The 17,238-nt window shown below is 58.5% G+C and carries 11 protein-coding genes; 4 read left to right on the plus strand and 7 right to left on the minus strand.

Features of this window, described 5'->3' with window-relative positions:
* Positions 1 to 103: 103 nt before the first annotated feature.
* Complete coding sequence (locus tag GSQ94_RS05510) at positions 104 to 3,709, plus strand: TonB-dependent receptor (RefSeq protein WP_158942299.1); 3,606 nt, start codon at positions 104 to 106, stop codon at positions 3,707 to 3,709.
* A 412-nt stretch (positions 3,710 to 4,121) separates the two neighbouring features.
* Here the strand turns inward: GSQ94_RS05510 and GSQ94_RS05515 are convergent, their stop codons facing one another.
* The 3 genes from GSQ94_RS05515 to GSQ94_RS05525 all read right to left on the minus strand — a co-directional run bounded on the left by GSQ94_RS05515 (position 4,122) and on the right by GSQ94_RS05525 (position 9,640).
* Positions 4,122 to 5,957: a glycoside hydrolase family 2 protein gene (locus GSQ94_RS05515; protein WP_158942300.1), complete on the minus strand. Its 1,836-nt coding sequence runs from the start codon at positions 5,955 to 5,957 to the stop codon at positions 4,122 to 4,124.
* Between the two features lie 261 nt (positions 5,958 to 6,218).
* Positions 6,219 to 8,864: a PAS domain-containing protein gene (locus tag GSQ94_RS05520; protein ID WP_158942301.1), complete on the minus strand. Its 2,646-nt coding sequence runs from the start codon at positions 8,862 to 8,864 to the stop codon at positions 6,219 to 6,221.
* On the minus strand, positions 8,861 to 9,640 hold the full coding sequence (locus GSQ94_RS05525; protein WP_254063666.1) for a YceH family protein: 780 nt from the start codon (positions 9,638 to 9,640) through the stop codon (positions 8,861 to 8,863). Before GSQ94_RS05525 ends, GSQ94_RS05520 begins: the two co-directional genes overlap by 4 nt.
* Positions 9,641 to 9,929: 289 nt before the next feature.
* On the opposite strand from GSQ94_RS05525, the gene GSQ94_RS05530 reads away from it, so the two are divergent.
* Entirely contained in the window at positions 9,930 to 10,709 is a 780-nt protein-coding gene (locus GSQ94_RS05530; RefSeq protein ID WP_254063667.1) for a DUF882 domain-containing protein, read from the plus strand.
* Positions 10,710 to 11,196: 487 nt separating this feature from the next.
* Here the strand turns inward: GSQ94_RS05530 and GSQ94_RS05535 are convergent, their stop codons facing one another.
* From GSQ94_RS05535 to GSQ94_RS05545, 3 genes are all read right to left on the minus strand, one after another.
* Complete coding sequence (locus tag GSQ94_RS05535) at positions 11,197 to 13,287, minus strand: radical SAM protein (RefSeq protein ID WP_158942302.1); 2,091 nt, start codon at positions 13,285 to 13,287, stop codon at positions 11,197 to 11,199.
* Between the two features lie 304 nt (positions 13,288 to 13,591).
* Positions 13,592 to 14,542 (minus strand): hypothetical protein, encoded by a 951-nt coding sequence (locus GSQ94_RS05540; protein WP_158942303.1) that lies wholly within the window; start codon positions 14,540 to 14,542, stop codon positions 13,592 to 13,594.
* A 73-nt stretch (positions 14,543 to 14,615) separates the two neighbouring features.
* Positions 14,616 to 15,383, minus strand: coding sequence for a hypothetical protein (locus GSQ94_RS05545; protein ID WP_158942304.1), 768 nt, complete (start codon positions 15,381 to 15,383; stop codon positions 14,616 to 14,618).
* A gap of 320 nt (positions 15,384 to 15,703) precedes the next feature.
* Between GSQ94_RS05545 and GSQ94_RS05550 the strand changes: the two genes are divergently transcribed.
* Together GSQ94_RS05550 and GSQ94_RS05555 are read left to right on the plus strand one after the other, a co-directional pair.
* A complete protein-coding gene (locus GSQ94_RS05550) occupies positions 15,704 to 15,952 on the plus strand; it encodes a hypothetical protein (RefSeq protein ID WP_158942305.1) in 249 nt (82 codons plus the stop codon).
* The gene (locus tag GSQ94_RS05555) at positions 15,952 to 16,725 is read left to right on the plus strand and encodes a septal ring lytic transglycosylase RlpA family protein (RefSeq protein ID WP_158942306.1); all 774 of its coding nucleotides are present in this window, start codon (positions 15,952 to 15,954) and stop codon (positions 16,723 to 16,725) included. The genes GSQ94_RS05550 and GSQ94_RS05555 overlap by 1 nt, the downstream gene beginning before the upstream one ends.
* A 9-nt stretch (positions 16,726 to 16,734) precedes the next feature.
* Here the strand turns inward: GSQ94_RS05555 and GSQ94_RS05560 are convergent, their stop codons facing one another.
* Positions 16,735 to 17,235 carry a hypothetical protein gene (locus GSQ94_RS05560; protein ID WP_158942307.1) on the minus strand — a complete coding sequence of 167 codons (501 nt, stop codon included), beginning with the start codon at positions 17,233 to 17,235 and terminating at the stop codon, positions 16,735 to 16,737.
* Between the last annotated feature and the right edge of the window lie 3 nt (positions 17,236 to 17,238).

Genomic DNA, 17,238 nt, shown 5'->3' on the forward strand with positions numbered 1-17,238 from the left:
CCCCCAAGCTGCTTCACCGTCTATACACAGATCTTCATGTTGCCTCGCGTCGCCATCACCCGTCGCTGGAGAATTCCGGCCCGAACCAGGAGAGCAGAAAAAGATGAAAAGGTTTTTCACGCTGCTAGTGCTATTGTTTGCCACCGCGATTATGAGCTACGGGCAGGCCACCTCGGTCAATGGTGGATCGATTCAGGGTTCCATCACAGATCCCTCCGGCGCCGTAGTAGCTAACGCTACCGTGACCATTGTCGGAACCGACACAGGTTCGACCAAGACGGTTACGACCGATAAATCCGGCTACTACAGCGTAGGCCCACTGAATCCTGGTAACTACACGGTGAGTATCACTGGAGCTGGATTTGAAAAGCTCTCCGTTACCACGGTAGTCCGTACCGGTACGGCCACCCCCGGAAGTTTTAAGCTTACCCTCGGTTCCTCGGCTGAGACAGTTGAGGTGAACGCTGGCGCACTCCAGGTGAATACGGAACAGATCGGCGTCGCCGGTGTCATCAATCGCGAGCAAATCGACTCCCTCCCGGTCAACGGACGCAATATTCTCGACTACGCTCAGTTGGAACCCGGGGTAGTTCTTCAGGCGGGACAGACCTTCGATCCTACCAAGGCAGGCTACTCCGCAATCTCGACCAGCGGTGTAGGCGGACGCACCACCCGTATTCTTCTTGATGGTCAGGACATCACCGACGAAACTGTCGGTACCACCCTCTATAACGTCCCCGCGGGCGCTATTCAGGAGTTTCAGCTCAACCGCTCCACTCAGGACGTCTCCGGAACCGTTACCTCGACCGGCCAGGTACTCGTCTCGACTCAGTCCGGCACCAACGGCTTTCATGGAAATGGCTTCTTTAACTTCCAGGATGCGCGCGCAGGCGCCGCAGACGTGGGTGGCATTCAAGCTCCCTTCCAGCGTAACCAGTTCGGCGGCTACTTTGGCGGACCCATCATCAAAGACAAGCTCTTCTTCTTCGCAGGAGTCGAACGCATCAAGCAGGCAGAGCAGGACGTCGCCCTCGGTGCCAACCCGGTCTTCTCGTCTATTCTTTCGCAGTTCCCTCTCGTACCGGCGCCGTTCCGTGACACCTTCAGCACGGCCCGCCTGGACTACAACGGCCCCAAGGGTATTCACTTGTTTGTTCGCGGCGTCTATAGCGTTAACGCTGACACTGCCACCTTTGGCCTTGCACCGTACCAGCTCTACCAGAACCGGGATAACGTTCCGGGAATCGTAGGCGGAGCCGACTTCACCACCGGTCACTTCACCCACTCCTTCCGCGGCGGCTACGAGAAGTTCCACAATCTCCTCCAAGATGGAACCGCTGCCTTGGGCAACTCCATCTATAACCCCTCCGGCCCCTCAGTAGGTGGGCAGCTCACCCTGTTCGGCGACCTCAATGCAGGTCCCAACTACCTCGCACCACAGGGAACCTTCCAGACCGACAAGCAGTTCCGCTATGACGGCACCTGGACCAAGGGAGCCCACAACATTAAGTTTGGCTTTGACATGAACCGTCTGGCCAGCGGAGGCTTCGCAGACTTCTACGGTCCTTCTCTCTTCGCGGACTTGTCTGCAACCCCGGGCAATCTGGCTGCTGGTGGAGACCCAACCAATCCGCTGGACTATATCGCCCAGTTCTACAACATCGGCAACGGAAACGGCTTCTTCTCTGAGCGGCCGGGCTTTGGCCTGGTTGGCGGTCTCGATCCGAGCTGGCGCTTTGGTGCCTATGTCGCCGATATCTGGAAGGCAGCTCCGTCCCTCACCCTCACCGCAGGTCTACGTTGGAGCGTTGATACCGACCGCGCTAACCAGGATCTTGCTACTCCACTCTGCTCCAGCGTCGATCCTTCGGTACAGTTCCCCGGCTGCACTGGAAATACGCCGCTCTTCGACCAGTATCAGGCAGGTTTTGGCAAGAGAACTCACCAGCCCTACGCCAACTTTGGACCGCAGTTCGGATTCAACTTCAGCCCCGGAGACCACAAGACCTCCCTCCGTGGCGGCATCGGGATCTTCTACGAGAGCAGTGTCTTCAACAACACCACCAATGCCCGCACCCCGTCTATTCAGTCTCCCATTGCGGCTTTGAACGTAGCGCAATTGGGGCAGGGTGCTAGCAGCCTCACCCTTCCGGGTTTCGGACTTATCACTACATCTCCTGACGGGACACCAATATCTACGATCTCGAGTGAATCGATCGGTCAGGCTGCGATCGAGGTCAACGCGATCAAATCCGAGTACCAGGCGTCCCAGAAGAATGTCCTTGGCGTGAATCCCTCTTACATCGGTACCGCTGGGCTAGAAGCGAACAATATCTACGCTGGTCCCTACAAGAGCCCATACTCGATCCAGTTCAACGGCGGAATTCAGCGTGAGCTCTCCAAAGGCTTGGTTCTGAGCGTCGACTACGTTCACAATGCAACCCTGAAGATTCCGCTCTCACAGGATGTCAACCACTTAGGAGCTGCCCGTACCCTGAACGTTACGGCGGCTCAGAATGCCATCGCTGCCCAAACCGCTAAACAGGGCTGCGCAGGCGGCTTTTCCTCGGCAGCCATCACATGTGCTATTGCGGCAGGTGCGACGATTCAATCCTTCGCGGCGACCCAGACCGATGCAGCCGGCAACCTAATCTCGGGCGGCCTCGATTCTGCGAATGTTTCCTTGCAGGGAACCCCAGCCTCGTATAACGGTCTCACCGTGGCTACCGGCGCGGCCTTTCCTGGAACCAATCCGAACGTCGGTCTCGGCAAGTTCATCCTTCCCATTGGTCGCTCCGGTTACGATGCACTCCAGATCGTTCTCCAGCAGCAGAAGGCACATCCCGCACCTGGAATCGTGAGCAGTAACTTCCAGATCTCCTACAACCTCTCTCGAATCGTTACCGCAACCGGTTCGGGTACCGCAGGAGACCAGCAATTTGCTGGTGCTGTTCCTTTCGACAATGACGATCCAAATCGTTATATCGGTCGTTCTCCTCTGGACCAGAGTAATCAGATAAGCTTCGGAGGCAGCCTCGCCATCAAGTACGGCTTGAATGTCTCGGCGATCGGACACTTCTTCTCCGCCACCGCCCAGTCACTCACTCTGGACACTCTCTCTGGAACGACAGGTGCAATTTTCCAGACGGACGTGGATGGCGATGGCTCTAGCGGAGATCTAGTCCCGGGAACCATTCCTGGAGACTATGAGCACAAGATCAAGGGCGGTAAAGCGCTCAATAACTTGATCAATAACTACAACGCAACCTACGCGGGGACGCCGACTCCTGCAGGTCAGGCGTTGATTGCCGCTGGCCTGTTTACCCAAGGACAGTTGGTAGCGCTCAATGGCGTTCAGCAGCCGCTTGCAGCCGCTCCCAGCAAGCCTTTGAACAACGCTGCACTTCGCACCTTTGACCTTAGCGCAAACTACCCCATCCGGTTACACAAGCTGGGCGAAAGCTTCAGCATCGTTCCTGGAGTCTCCGTCTACAACGTCTTCAACATGAGCAACTTCAACCCGATCACCAGCATTCCGGGAACCACCTCTGGCGTTTTGCTGAATCAAGCGGATGCCGGCCAGCCCGGATACTACAACGGCCCAAGCGATCAGGGTACGCTCAATGAAGCTCGTATCGTGCGTAACTCGGGAACCTTCGATCAGGGTGGTCCTCGCACGACTGAGTTCCAGCTCAAGCTGAACTTCTAACTCAGACACAGTCCTAATCAAAGGGTAGAGACTTCGGTCTCTACCCTTTTTCTTGCGCTCCACTCTGACTTGTCTCAATAAGCCTCTTCTCTGGGGTACCGAGACTATAGGCGGCGACTTGAGCGCCATCAGGAGGCCGGTGTTACAACGGAAAGACAGCTCAACCTACGGCTATGACGAACGCACGTGCTGGATCAAAAAATAAAGTTGAAATTCGTGGCTTATCTTTCGGCGCCGTAAAAGTGACTGTTTTCCGTCCACGTTTACCACGCATTTCACCACGTCTACACCACCGAAAAACCACGGCTACGCAGCATGTTTTTGCGAAAACACCCCTGAAAACACCAGCAAAAATGCGAAACCTCAGGCTGGTCCGAGGTCCCGCATTTTTTTCGTGCAACATTGCACTCCGCTACTCGGCTTTACCGAGAGTCTTGTCCTTGTAAGCCTTTTGGAGGATGAAGAACGCCTGTTTCTTCTCTCCCTGATCGGAGATGAGGCCCTTGCGGTTGAAGTTGTCCTGCAGGCCTGGATTGACGCGGCGGGCAGAGCGGAAGTCCATCAAAAGCCAGGGACTTGTACCGCGAAGCTGAGGAATCTTGTTCAGCATCGCGATCTGGTGGCGGTAGATCTCTGCCTGATACTCCTCGGTCCAAAGCGGCGGATGGGCATCGCCCGCAGGGGCGTGGTTGCCGGCCTTTGCGCCGCCGCCCCACTCGGACATGATGAGCGGCTTGTCGTAGCGTATATCCCACGTAGTGGTGTCGGCGCCTGCGGCAGTCTGCTCGTACCAGCCGATGTACTCGTTGGTGCCAATAACATCAAGCGCTTTGCCGAGCGGGTCGTCGACGATCTTGTTGGAGCCAGTCGCATTTTTTTCTGTGCGGACGAGAAGAGCTGCGGTGACGAGGCGAGTGGAATCAAGTTGATGCGCGAGGTCGACCATGGTGGTGAGGTATTTGGTGCGGGCCTCGGTGTTGGGCGTCTCGTTGGCGACAGACCACAGGATGATCGAGGCTTTATCGCGATCGCGGCGGATCATCTCGGTGAGCTGCTGTTTGGATTTTTCGAGGACGGCAGGGTTGTCGAATTGTAGAGCCCAGTAGTCGGGGATCTCTGACCAGACCATGACGCCGAGGCGATCAGCGGTGCGGGTCATGCGTTCGTCGTGAGGATAATGGGCGAGGCGGACATAGTTGCACCCCAGCTCTTTTGCCCAGCCAAGGAGCGTGTCCACATCCTTCTGCGTGTAGGCGCGGCCGGTGCGGTAGGGAGCCTCGGCGTGGATGGAGATGCCGCGCAGGAAGACGGGCTGACCGTTGAGCAGGATCTGGGTGCCGAGAGTTTCGATGGTGCGGAAGCCGATCTCATCGGTGATCTTGTCGGAGCCTGAGGCCAGTTCGACTTTGTAGAGTTTCGGGTTTTCGGGGGACCAGAGGCTGAGGGACTTTACAGGAATGCTGAGTGGAGCGCGTGAGTTATCTCCGACGATGGCCTGAACTTTTGCGCGCAGCTCAGGAATAGTAATGGTGACGGTAGAGCCTGCGGGCGCGCCTTCGACGTGAACGTAGCCTTCGATGAGAGAGTGGTCGGTGCGGCTGAGGTGGAGATCATAGTCGTCGATAAACTGCGTGGGGACGTCGACGAGGGAGACATCGCGGGTGAGGCCGCCGTAATTCCACCAATCGGTTTGGAGGGTGGGGACACCGTCGGCGATGCGGGTGTTGTCGACGGAGAGGACGACGAAGTTGTTGCCATCGTGGAGGGCGGCAGTGATATCGCAGTCAAAGGGAGTGAAGCCGCCTTCGTGCTGGCAGATCTTCTTCGTGTTGACCCAGACGAAGGTGCGGTAGTTGGCAGCACCGATGTGGAGGAAGGTGCGCGTGTTGGGGGCGGCTGTGTGCTGAAAGTCCTTCTCATACCAGATGGGGCCTTCATAGTAGAGAAGATCGGGGCGCTGGGTGTTCCAGTCGCCGGGGACACGGAGGGTGGCGGCATTGGCAAAGTTGTAGTCGTGAGGATCGCCATGAGGGTCAAAGGGAGCGTTCATGAAGAAGCCATCTTTGCGAAGGTTCTGGTGGAAGTCGTAGAGGCCGGTGGCGTACTGGTCGACGATGGTGTGCCAGTCGCCGTTGAGGGAGGTGGCGGCGCGGTGGTCGATATCTGCGAGGAGGGTGGTGTTGGTCTGGGCCAGCATGGGAGCGACGAGGAGGAGAGCGAAGAGGGTGCAGGTTGCGGAGTGCGGCATGAGGGTGTGTCTCCGAGGCGGTATTCGATACAGACAGAGGTTCGAAGGTGCGCTCGAGACATAATACTTCGGCCTTTGAACAATTGCTTGGAGGGGTGCGGGTAGGGTACTTAGGAGGGTTGATCCGTTGACGCAGGGCTTCGGTCGAGAGGACGTTAGACGCGATGGCAACCGCTGAAATGGGCGCTCGAACCAAAAGCAGATCCCTCCGCTTCGCTTCGGGATGACAACAAAAGGACCGACAACTGCAGGGTCACGGTGCTAGAGCAGAGGCGGGGTTTCGGCCTCGGCCCACGGGAGGAAGAGGGAGAAGATGGTGCCGTGGTGGATGGGGTGTTCGCTGCTGCGGTACGTGAGCTTGCCCTGATGGCGGCTGACGATGCCTGAGGAGATCCAGAGACCGAGGCCGGTGCCGTTGAGATCCTTGGTGGTGTAGAAGGGTTCGAAGAGGCGTGCCCGAACGGTGGGGGACATACCGTGGCCGGTGTCAGCGATGGTGATGCGGATGCCGTGGCGTGGCTCCCCGGTTGAAGTGTTCGCCGAGTTGTCGGTGGCGTCGTGGGCGCGGACGATGAGACGTCCACCGCTGGGACGCATGGCGTCAATGGCGTTGGCGATGAGGTTGTTCAGGACCTGGCGAATGTCATTTTCAAAGCAGAGGATGGTGGTGCTGGTGGCGTAACGGGCATCGACCTGGATGTGGGAGTTGGCGAGACGGCCCTGGTAGAGGTTGAGCACGGCATCGACAAGATCGGCTGCACTGACGCGGGTGGCGCGAACCGCTTGGCGATGAAAGCGAAGTGTCTGCGTGGCGATCTGGCAGACGCGGGTGAGCTCGCCCTGCGCAGTCTGAAGGTACTGGCGGGTGGATTCGGGGAGATCGTCCGAGAGTCCTATGAGGTAAAGCAGGTTGGTGATGGCTTCGAGCGGATTATTAATCTCGTGCGAGATGGAGCTGGCGAGGCGGCCGACGGCGGCAAGTTTTTCGCTTTGGATAAGGGCGGCTTCGGCTTTTTTCTGATGAGTGACTTCGAGGATGACCGCGGCGATGGTCTCGACCGAGCCGTTCGCGCCAACGACAGGCGAATAACTGACATTGAAGGAGCGTTGTTCCCCGGGGCGTCCAGGGAGTTCTCCGTGCAGAAGTTGATTACGGACTGGGCGACCGGAGGCGGCGATGCGCAACAGCTCTTCGAGGCCAGGCATGACAGGAACGACGTCGGTGATGAGCTCGCCGAGGATCTTCTCCCGGGGCAGACCGATGATCTCGACCTGGCGATCGTTGATGCGGAGATAGCGGAGCGTGACGGCGTCGAAGAGTGCGAGACCGACGGGAGCGGTCTGATAGATGGATTCGAGCTCGGCGCGCTGGCGTTCGGTCTCTTCCTGCCGCAGCTTGCGGTCGGTGATATCGATAGTGAGGCCGCGAAGGCGGGTGGTTGGCTGTCCGTCGATGAGGACCGCCTGGCCGCGACTTTCGAGCCAGAGGATTCTACCGTCGCTGGCTTTGACCTGGAACTCCTGCACGACCATGGAGCCGGTTTCGACGGCAGTCTTGATGGCGGAGGCGATGGGGGCGAGGGAGTCCGGCAGGACGATCTTCTTGAAGGCGCGGAAGTCGGGAATGTCTACCAACGGATGGCCGAAGACCGGGTAGGACCCTGCTCCATAGGTGGCTATGCCGGTAACGTAGTCAATGTCCCAGGTGGCGGTCAGGGCGGTCTGCTGTACCGAGGCGAGGAGATCGTGCTGGCGCTTGAGGATAAGGTCGGATTGGCGACGGGCGGTGATGTCGCGGAAGAAGACGACCATGCCCCCGTCGTAGGGACGGCACTGAATGGTAAGCCAGAGGTTGATCGGAGCAGGATAGTAGGCTTCAAACTCGCCAGGGATTCCTTGGTCCATGGCGCGGTGGTAGTGGTAGCGGTACTCGCTGTTGGACTGCGCGGCTACGGGAAACTCACGCCAGAGATTCTTGCCGAGGAGGTCGCCCTTGGGGCTAAGGATCTCCTTGGCGCGACGATTGAGATAGGTAAGGTTCCAGTCGTGGTCGATGCTGATGACGGCGTCGGTCGTGGTCTCAAGGACCTGGCGGAGCTGACGGGTGGAGGCGTCACGGAGGAGCTCGGCGCCCTTACGGTCCGTGATGTCGCTGGAGAAGATGATGATGCCGTCTTCGTAGGGTCTGGCAGAGACGCGAAACCAGATATCGAGCGGCTCTGGGTAGTAGGCCTCGAACTCGGTGGCGATGCGCCGCTCCATCGTGGCGCGGTAGTGGGAGACGAAGGGCTCTTTCTGGTTGGAGGGGAAGCGCTCCCAGAGATTTGCGCCGACGAGCGTATCGGTCTTGAGGATGTCGAGCGCGGCCAGGTTGGCAAAGGTGCAGATCCAGTTACGGTCGATGCATACGATGGAGTCCGGGGAGGCGTCGAAGATCTGCTGGAGCTGGCGGACGGCGGAGTCGCGCAGGCTCTCGGCATGTTTGCGTTCGGTGACATCGCGGTAGTAGAGGGCGACGCCTTCTTCGGTAGGAAGAATTTGTACATCGACCCAGACGTTGAAGGGTGCATAAAAGTGCTCGATATGTTGAGGGACGCGGTTCAGCATAACGGAGCGATAGGCGCGCTCGACGGCAGTGCCGACGGTCTCGGGAAAGAGCTGCCAGTGCGTTTTAGCGTGGATGTCGGATGGCTGGATGCGGCTGACCTTGACGGCCTCGGAGTTCGCGTACGTGCAGACCCAGTTGCGGTCGAAGCAGAGGATCGCCTCCGGTAACAGGGCGACAAGGTGTGAGAGGTTGTCGTTCTCGGCATCGCTCTCCCGCCGGAACTGAGCACGGCGGTTGAGAGCAACAGGCGCTTTGATGGTGGGGTCAGACATGGGAACGAAGGTGGGCCGAAGCTTCATCTTACAGAGGAATCGTCATGAGACACAGGTTCTTCGTGGGGGGATTGGAGACGTTCCTGGAGGCGCGCTTCGACGAGATCAACGCGGGACTGCAGGGTTTGAAGAGTCGCAGAGAGGATAGCGAGGTCGGCCTCCAGTTGAGCAATGCGCTGGGTGGCCGAGGCGGTGGTCTCTGCTCTTTCTGTTCGCCCGGCAGGGATGGCGGTGAGGTCGGGCGGGGCTCCGAGCAGATGGGCGTAGCGGGCCTCGCGGGAGCCGGGCTGGCGGGGAAGGATGGTAACGAGGGGGCCGGTATCTTCGGATGACGGCTGGTCAGCAGCAGGTCGGGCGCCCAGCCGCTCGAGAGTGGACTGGACGGCGGCGAGGTCGTCGAAGGTGTAGAGGCGATCGGCGCGGCTGCGGAGTTCGCCTGGAGTCTGGGGACCGCGCAGCAGCAGGAGGCAGAGGACTGCGGTCTCGTCGCGACGGAGGTTAAGGACGGTGCGGATGCGGTGCTCGTACTTGGGGACACGGCTATCGCGGACGGGGGTGGTGAGAGCCCTATCTTCCAGAGTATGGAGCGCCTGACGCACCTCCTCCTCGGTGAGCTCGAGGACAGGCTCGCGGCTGGAGCGCTGATTGCAGGCATTGACCAGAGCGTTAAGCGAGAGAGGGTAGCTCTCGGGCGTGGTGATCTCTTTTTCGATGAGGGAGCCGAGGACGCGGAGGGAGATGGGGTCGAGCTGCATATCTACTAGGGTGCCATAGGTGTGGTGGGCGTGGCTCGGGAGCTTCATCGCTGGCTTGTGGTATGCAAGTCGGCCGGATCTCAGTCGATGTGTGGCGGAGAGCTGGTTCGCGACGCATCGTTTGCAAGCAGAGGCGACGGGCGCTCATTCCGGGTCGGTTACAGGTTTTGAACGGGACTCGCGGAGGGTTCGGCGGAGAATCAAGATATGACACTAAAGTTACAGAGACAGCATCACGGATTTGCGGATGCGTCCGATAAACTAGAAGAAGGCAATGACGAATGGCGAACCTCATTTGAATGGTCGCATTCGATCTCTAAGCCCCGTGGAGAATGGAATGCATAGAGTGCGCGTGAAGGGTTTTGCAGCGGTTGCGGTCACGACGATGTTGATCTTTGGGGTGAGCGGACTGTCGTGGGCCAAGACCGTGCGAACCAGAGTTCACGCTGGATTGCACTCCGGACTGCGTAGCTCCTTGCGGCTCTCTTCGCGGAGCAAGACGCACCCGGTGATGATTACGGGGGAAGAGGTTGTGCCGGGAGTGATGCCGGACGAGGTCGCTTCATCAGGGACAGTCTCTGGCGAGCTGCCGGAAGAGGGGAAGCCCTATCAACTTCGGATGACGAATCTGCATACCGGCGAGAGCCTGGATGTGGTCTACCGGGTTGGCGACACCTATGTGCCCGATGCGCTGGAGAAGCTGGACTACTTTTTGCGCGATCACTATACGCAGGATGTGGTGCACTACGAGCCGAAGGAGTTCGACGTGCTGCATGCGCTGATGGCGCGGCTGGGACGGGTTAGCGGCGTTATTCAGGTTGTATGCGGCTACAGAACTCCTGAGACCAATCAGGCGCTGCGGCACTCGTCTGTGAAGACCGGGGTGGCTGAGCATAGCCAGCATATGGAAGGACATGCGATCGACCTGCGCGTACCTGGGGTTTCGACGGTTCAGTTGAGGAATACGGCGCTCTCTCTCCGCGCAGGTGGAGTGGGGTACTATCCTGTGTCGCAGTTCGTGCATGTAGATGTGGGGCCAGTGCGGGAGTGGGCGTTTGGACTGCCGCCGCACCGTGTAGGACGCAGGACTCATGGCGGACGTGCGGTCGGGATGTAGATTGCTGGTGGTTCTCATCCTCTCGCGCTTTAGATTTGTAGATAATCCCGTTAGACACTGAAGGTCCGGCATTATGTCGGGCCTTTGTTCTTTTAGGATTAGTTCCGGTTAATTGTTTGCAGTCTTTTGAAGGTTGTTTGGCTAGCCGATGGTTCGGGTAGCCGGGAAGAGTGTCGGCCTTACAACCTGGAGCATTTTCACTGTCCTTGGTGTCTAACTTCGATATGAGCTTTAGAAAGTGGGCTGTACGGCTTGTCCGCTTCATCCTGTTTCCCATTGGAAATGACGAAAAGCACGACATCCTAACAAAGGACTCGTCAATGCGCTTGTCGCTATGAAACTCATGATGCTCGATTTATTCGGAGATTTAAGGACAGGATATTTTTTCCAGGTTTGCAACAATGCAGAAAGGCCGCCATTGCTGGCGGCCTTTTGTTGATGCGGTTGTTTGTGCTCTTGCGCGAAGCGCGTCTGCTGCACGCAATGCTTAGTCGCCGGAGACGGTCTCTTCTACCTTGGGTGCCGGAGCCGCCTTGATCTCGCCGATGGAGATGAATCCAGCCGGAGCATCGGGCTCCTGGAGGATCTCCTTACGGTAGAGCTTGGCCATACGAGCGTTCTCGGCGTCCTGCTTGATCTTCGCATCGCGTGCGCGGATCTTCTCTTCGCGAGAGTTCTTCGCGATGCCGGACTTGTCGAAGGTGTCGTTGGCAGCCGCGTTGACGTGCTCGTTGTTGAGGACGAGATCGTACTTCATCTCTGCTTCGAGACCGACCTTCTTACCGCCGGCGAAGATCTCGTGACGGCCATGCTCCTCATACCATTTGGTGAGGGTGGAGGTCATGTGCATCTTCTCGATGATATTGCGCCAGCCCACGCCGGTGTTGTAGGCGCAGAAGCTGATCTCGCCCTCTTGTGTGGCGTAGGGGATGATGCACTGCTCGGTGCGGCGGAAGTCGTAGTTGAAGAGATCCTGGAACCACATACCGGCTATGAAGAGAAAGTTCCAACGGTCGGAGCGGCGCTTCTCGATATCGGCCATGGTGCGGTCTGCGGAGACCTTGCCGTAGCTGCGTCCGGTTGCGCCGAAGCTCTTGTCGAACTTCTGCAGCAGGTCCTTGATCTTGAAGTGAGTGGGAGCGGCCTCGGGCTTGTAGTTGCGAAGCAGCGCGAGCGTGACGCCGATGATGGAGAGCCACTTGCCGCGGGCGGCGTCGTTGATGCGGGCGACGTCCTTGGCGAGGCGGTCTGCGTTGATGAACGCGGTCACGGGAACTGCTTCCTTGGTCTCCTTGTCGATCATCAGGGCCATCGAGATACCGCAGTTCGGGTGGCAGCCGCAGGAAAGCTGGCCCCAGTCGCGGTCTGGTCCGTGCACGAGATCGGCCCAGTCGGAGAAGGTGGACATGAAGGAGATAGGGAACCAGTCGCGGGTCGGCTCGCCGAGGCCGGTCTGGTTCTTCACGTCGTGTGCCAAATGCGACAGGGTGTAGCGCTGTGCCATACGGCGCTCATCGGAGATGTCCTCGTCGCGGCCGGTGAAGCTGACGGGCTGGAAGCTGAGGAAGTTGATCTTCTTCGGGTTGTCGAGAGCGAACTCGATGATGCGTCCGACTTGCTCGTTGTTAATTCCGTTGATGATGCAGGTTACGGGAACGATGTCGACTCCGGCCTCGTGCAGGTTGTGGATAGCCTGCAGTTTCACATCAAACGAGTTTCCGACCTTGCGGTGCGAGTTGGCAGCGTTGCCGATACCGTCGAACTGGAGGTAGGCATAGCGGAGACCTGCTTCAGCAGCAGCCTTCGAGAACTCCTTGGACTTGGCGAACTCAATCCCGTTGGTCGCGGCCTGAACGGAGGTATAACCAACCTTGCGGGCGTAGGCGACGGCATCAAGGAAGTAGGGGCTCAGCGTGGGCTCTCCGCCGGAGAACTGGACCGACATCTGACGCTTGGGCTTGATGGTGACCGCATTGTCGAGCATGGTCTTGATCTCGTCCCAGGTGAGTTCGTGGACGAAGCCGACCTGATTGGCGTCCATGAAGCAGGGATCGCACATCATGTTGCAGCGGTTGGTAAGGTCGATGGTGAGAACCGAGCCGCGGCCATGGGTGACAGTGGAGGTGCCGTGATTGTGCAGCTTCTCGTCATTGTGGGCGCGGATGTCGCGGCCGGGGAAGACCTCTTCGAGATGCTTGAAGAAGGCCGTGTCGATGGACATCAGGTCTTCAAAGTGTCCGTGAATTGGGCAATCCTTAACCATTAGGATTTCGCCGTCGCGCTCGATGATCTGAGCCTTGATCTCACCGACCTTCTCGTTAAGCAAGATCTCGTGAGGCAGCTTGCCATCGACGATCTGCTGACGGATCTCAGGGATACACCTGGGGCAGAGCGAGTCAGTGGTGCGAGGCCAGCCGAGAGGCGGCTTCTCTTTCTGATAGCTCTTGAGAAGCGGCTTGTCGCTCCACTTGGGCGTGAAGCTGGCGTTGGGGCTGAATGAGTTCAGCTTGTTGAATACTGCCCAACCTGCTTTGGCTCCGTACGTGAGAGCTTTTTCGGCTATTTTTGCCTTCGGCATTTCTGTTGTCTCCTGAGTGTCCGTCTGATGTCTTGGTATCGTCTGGATTCTTACTCGATTTTATCTACTAAGGTCGTCTTTTAGTCTGCTGATCTGATGCTTCCAGTGACTAGAGGTATGCATCTTGATTCGAGCTATCTGTTTCTTTTGCTGACAGATGCACGATCAATTCTGTTCGACTTCCTTGTTAACACTACTCAGGAGGAGGGCCAGATCGAAGCATGTGGTATCGAATGGCAGGAATCTGCATTGAATGGCGATGGGCGGTGGTGGATGGGGAGGAGTTTTGGGCCCGTGTCGGAGCTTACTGCAGGTTAATGCCGTTGGTGCCGTTCGCAATATTGTTCAGAATGCGCTGAACGAAGATGATGCGAACGTGGACGTGGCTGGCTACGTCGGGCAGAAATTCGTTGAGCAGATTGCCGGCGGGGTCGATGGCATAGCTGGTTACGACGCGCGTGACGGTAGAGGAGGCATCGTTATGGATGCCGGGCACGTACTGGTTGGCGAGGACTGCGTCGATGGGATAGCTGAGGAGAACAGCGTAGTTGGGCATGGGGGTGCCATCGTCGTGGCGGGAGATGATGGTGCGCGAGATGGAGTAGAGGATGCGCTTCGAGAGCCGAGCGTTCGGCATGCGGAAGTAGCGCGGGTCCTGGTGAAAGGCCACGGGAATGGCGAAGGCGCCGAAGAATTGACCGGTGACATCCTGCAGATAACTGACACCGACGGATTTTCCAAAGCCTTTGAGTCCGGGGCCGTAAGCGGAGTGCGAGTCTGCGGCGACAGAGATGGCGGAGATGCCGACGATGGTGAGGAAGTTCGCGGGATCGGCAAGGTCGTGAAGCGCGAGATAACCCTTCTCCTGCCAGGTCATGGGAATGACGATGTTGGTGCCGAGAAACTTTTGGTAGGGATAGATAAGGTTCGCGCAGGGTCTGGGTACCTGGTCGAGGCGATTGGGGTTGTAGTAGACGACCTTCATGGCGCGGAAGGCGTTGCAGGGCTTCGCGCCGTCGCCGGTCTGTTGAAACGAGGCTTGAGCTAACGCAACGACGTTGCTCTGGGAGGTATCGACGGCGCTGGGCGCATCGGGAAGGTCTAGGTCGGGAAGATTGGCGTGAGGGGATTCCTTCGAAGGGGAGTCCGAGAGGATTGCAACAGTCTCATCTTGCGTTGGGGGCTGCGTGAGGGCCTGCGGGCGCGCGCTTGCGGCAGAGAGCAGTAGCGCTGTGGTCAGCAACCAGCAACGCATGCCTATTCGAGTCAAATTATTTTCTGTATCGGGCCACATTATGAAACCAGGAAGCCACAACATAAAAGTAAGATCAGTCAGCCTTCTTAAGGTGAGCCGCCACCAGCGCATCGTCAAGGAATTCGGTGACGACGAACCCGATCGCGGAGCCGCCGACCGAGGTTCCGAAGGTCTGCATGGTCTGGCTGAAGCCTCGGTTTGGCTGCGGGTAGTAGGCGTTGGTCAGAGCTGCACCGAAGAGGTTGCCGCTGAGGAGAGAGAGGTTGACGGTGGAGTTGCCGCTGTCGGTTTTGGTGATAATGGGCCGGGTGGCAGCGTAGACGACCCGTTTGAAGAAGTTATTGCCATTGCCCATCTTGTAATAGCGGGGATCTTCATGCAAAAGGGGCGCGAACAGAGAGACGCTGAAGATGCTTTCGCTGACGTTGCGAAGCGCAGTTCCGCCAAGCCGTTCGCCGAAGGCTGCCTTGTCGGTCCCGTAGTTCGGGCTGCCGTTGGTCAGGTGACTGTAGCCGGCGGAGGTCGCCCAGCCAATGACGGAGAAGACTGTCACGGACTCTTTGAGACCGAGGACTACCTTGTCGTGAGAGTCGAGCTGGGGTGCGATCTGCCCGGGCAGGATGGTCATATCGCGCCGGGTAGGCAGCTTTACGTGCAGCTTTGGCGCGGGGATGAAGCCATGTTCGTAATCTGCAAGACCCTCGGCGGAGCTGGACTCGCCGGTTACAGCATCGCTGCTGGAGAAGCCGGGGGCATCAGGCAAGGAGAGCAGGGCATCCGTCACAGGGGACTGAGGCTGGGGAGTCTGGGCTATCGCGGCTGTTACTGCGGATGCTGCCAATGCAAGGCCAGCTAAAGTCTTTACCGACCTGAAAGATATCCTCGAAGTCGGACGTACCCTTGCATTCGTCAAAAATACTCCCTTGCAGGCTTTGGATTGGCCCGGCTAAAAAGATTGGGGCGAATCGTTCGCATGAGCAAATTTTATAAGCGTTTGCCTATGTATAACGGACGCAGGAACGCTACTGCAAGTTGTATCTGTCCCCGGACCGAGGTCGAGAGCCTGATCGTTACCATCCCGGCACATCGTGTCTGCGACACTCGATGGAAGTTGACGCTTGTGTTTTGGGCGTCATCTAATCATGAAGTAGAGGTGCGCGCGTGCCGACAGAACAGCCGAAACGACCGTGGGAGCAGCAGTTGCGGGATGCGGCGACGCATCTGGAAGAAGATCTGAAGCACGTTGTCAAGTACATCAACGACGAGGTAGTGCCCGATGTGCGGCGCAACAGCTCTGAGGCGCTACGCGCGGCTGCGGCAGAGTTGCATAAGCTTGCCTCGAAGATAGACGACCATGCGCGAAGGTCATCGGCTCCCCCACCGCCGCCGAAAGATGCGTCGAAGCCGTGATGCGCGCCCGGTTTGGTGGCGCAGTGATCTTTTCAGCGTGTGCGCTGATGGTGAGCGGCTGCCATAAAGAGACGACACGGGCGTACCGGCCGCCACCGCCACCGTCCGCGACGACCGCTTCCACTTACGCAAAGACCGCTCGGCCGGTGCGCCCGAGCTCTTCTGCAGACACTGCCAATGTTGCCCCAGCACCCGTGCCGAGCAATCTGGGTAAGCCCGTTTCGAGTGAGGTCGGCTTGGCGAGCTGGTACGGGCCTCCCTATGCTGGCCGAAAGGGCGCCGATGGCACAGTGTATGACCAGAATGCGATGACTGCGGCGCACCTGACGCTTCCGATGGGAACCATGGTTCGCGTGACGAACCTGACTAATAATGAGTCAGTGGTCGTGAAAATTACCGACCGTGGTCCATTCGTCCATGGCCGCATCATCGATCTGTCGCTCGCGGCTGCGAAGGCGACGGGCGTGTATCGCGCTGGCGTGGCCAAAGTGAAGGTGGAGGCATTCGCAGCACCGGTTCGTGCAAATGCCGATCCGGGTGGCAGATGGTGCGTGCAGGTTGGTGCGTTCGCGCATGAGTCCGATGCGGTGAAGCTGAAAGAGCAGATGATTCGCCGCTACGCGACGGCCAAGGTGATCGAGTTTCCGGGGCCGACAGGGCATTGGGTCAGGATCAGCCCGAGGCTGCCGAACAAGAGCAACGCCAGTGAGGTGGCCGACAGCATTCATCCGAAGGATCCGGACGCCGCGCCTTATCTGATTAGAACGGACTAGACGGTTGAGTTACGCGAGGATGCGTTTGCCGGTGCGGCGTTCCATCTCTTGTTGAAACTCTGTCGCAGCGCAGTGATTAGAGCTGTGCGTGATCGTGACGCGGTTGTCGCCGACCACGCGGGTCATGCGGCTACCCTGCATAGCCTGGATCGTTATCACCTCGTTGTAGCGAATAGTCTTCGACGGCTGGAACCAGAAGCGCTGTTTGATATCGACAGGAGTCAGCGTGATGGTGCCTGGCATCTGCATGAGGCCGAGCGCGATGGCCGCCAGAAAGAGCAGCGCCATCCACCACTGAACCTGTTGCTTTTGCGTCGTCGCGAGGTAAAGAAAGAAGAGGATGTAAGCTGGCAGGGCGATGGCGCGAGACCAGGCGAAGAGCGGCTTGACGCGGAAGACGAGGCCGTCTGTGGTTTCGCTCACTGAGCCTTTGGTCAGGCGGCTGCCATAGAGCAGCACGAGGGCCAGTCCGACAGCGACGGGACGGAGTATGCGTGGGTCGAGAGGCACCGT

Origin of the sequence: Granulicella sp. S190 (genome assembly GCF_009766095.1) — a bacterium.
Taxonomy (GTDB): Bacteria; Acidobacteriota; Terriglobia; order Terriglobales; family Acidobacteriaceae; genus Edaphobacter.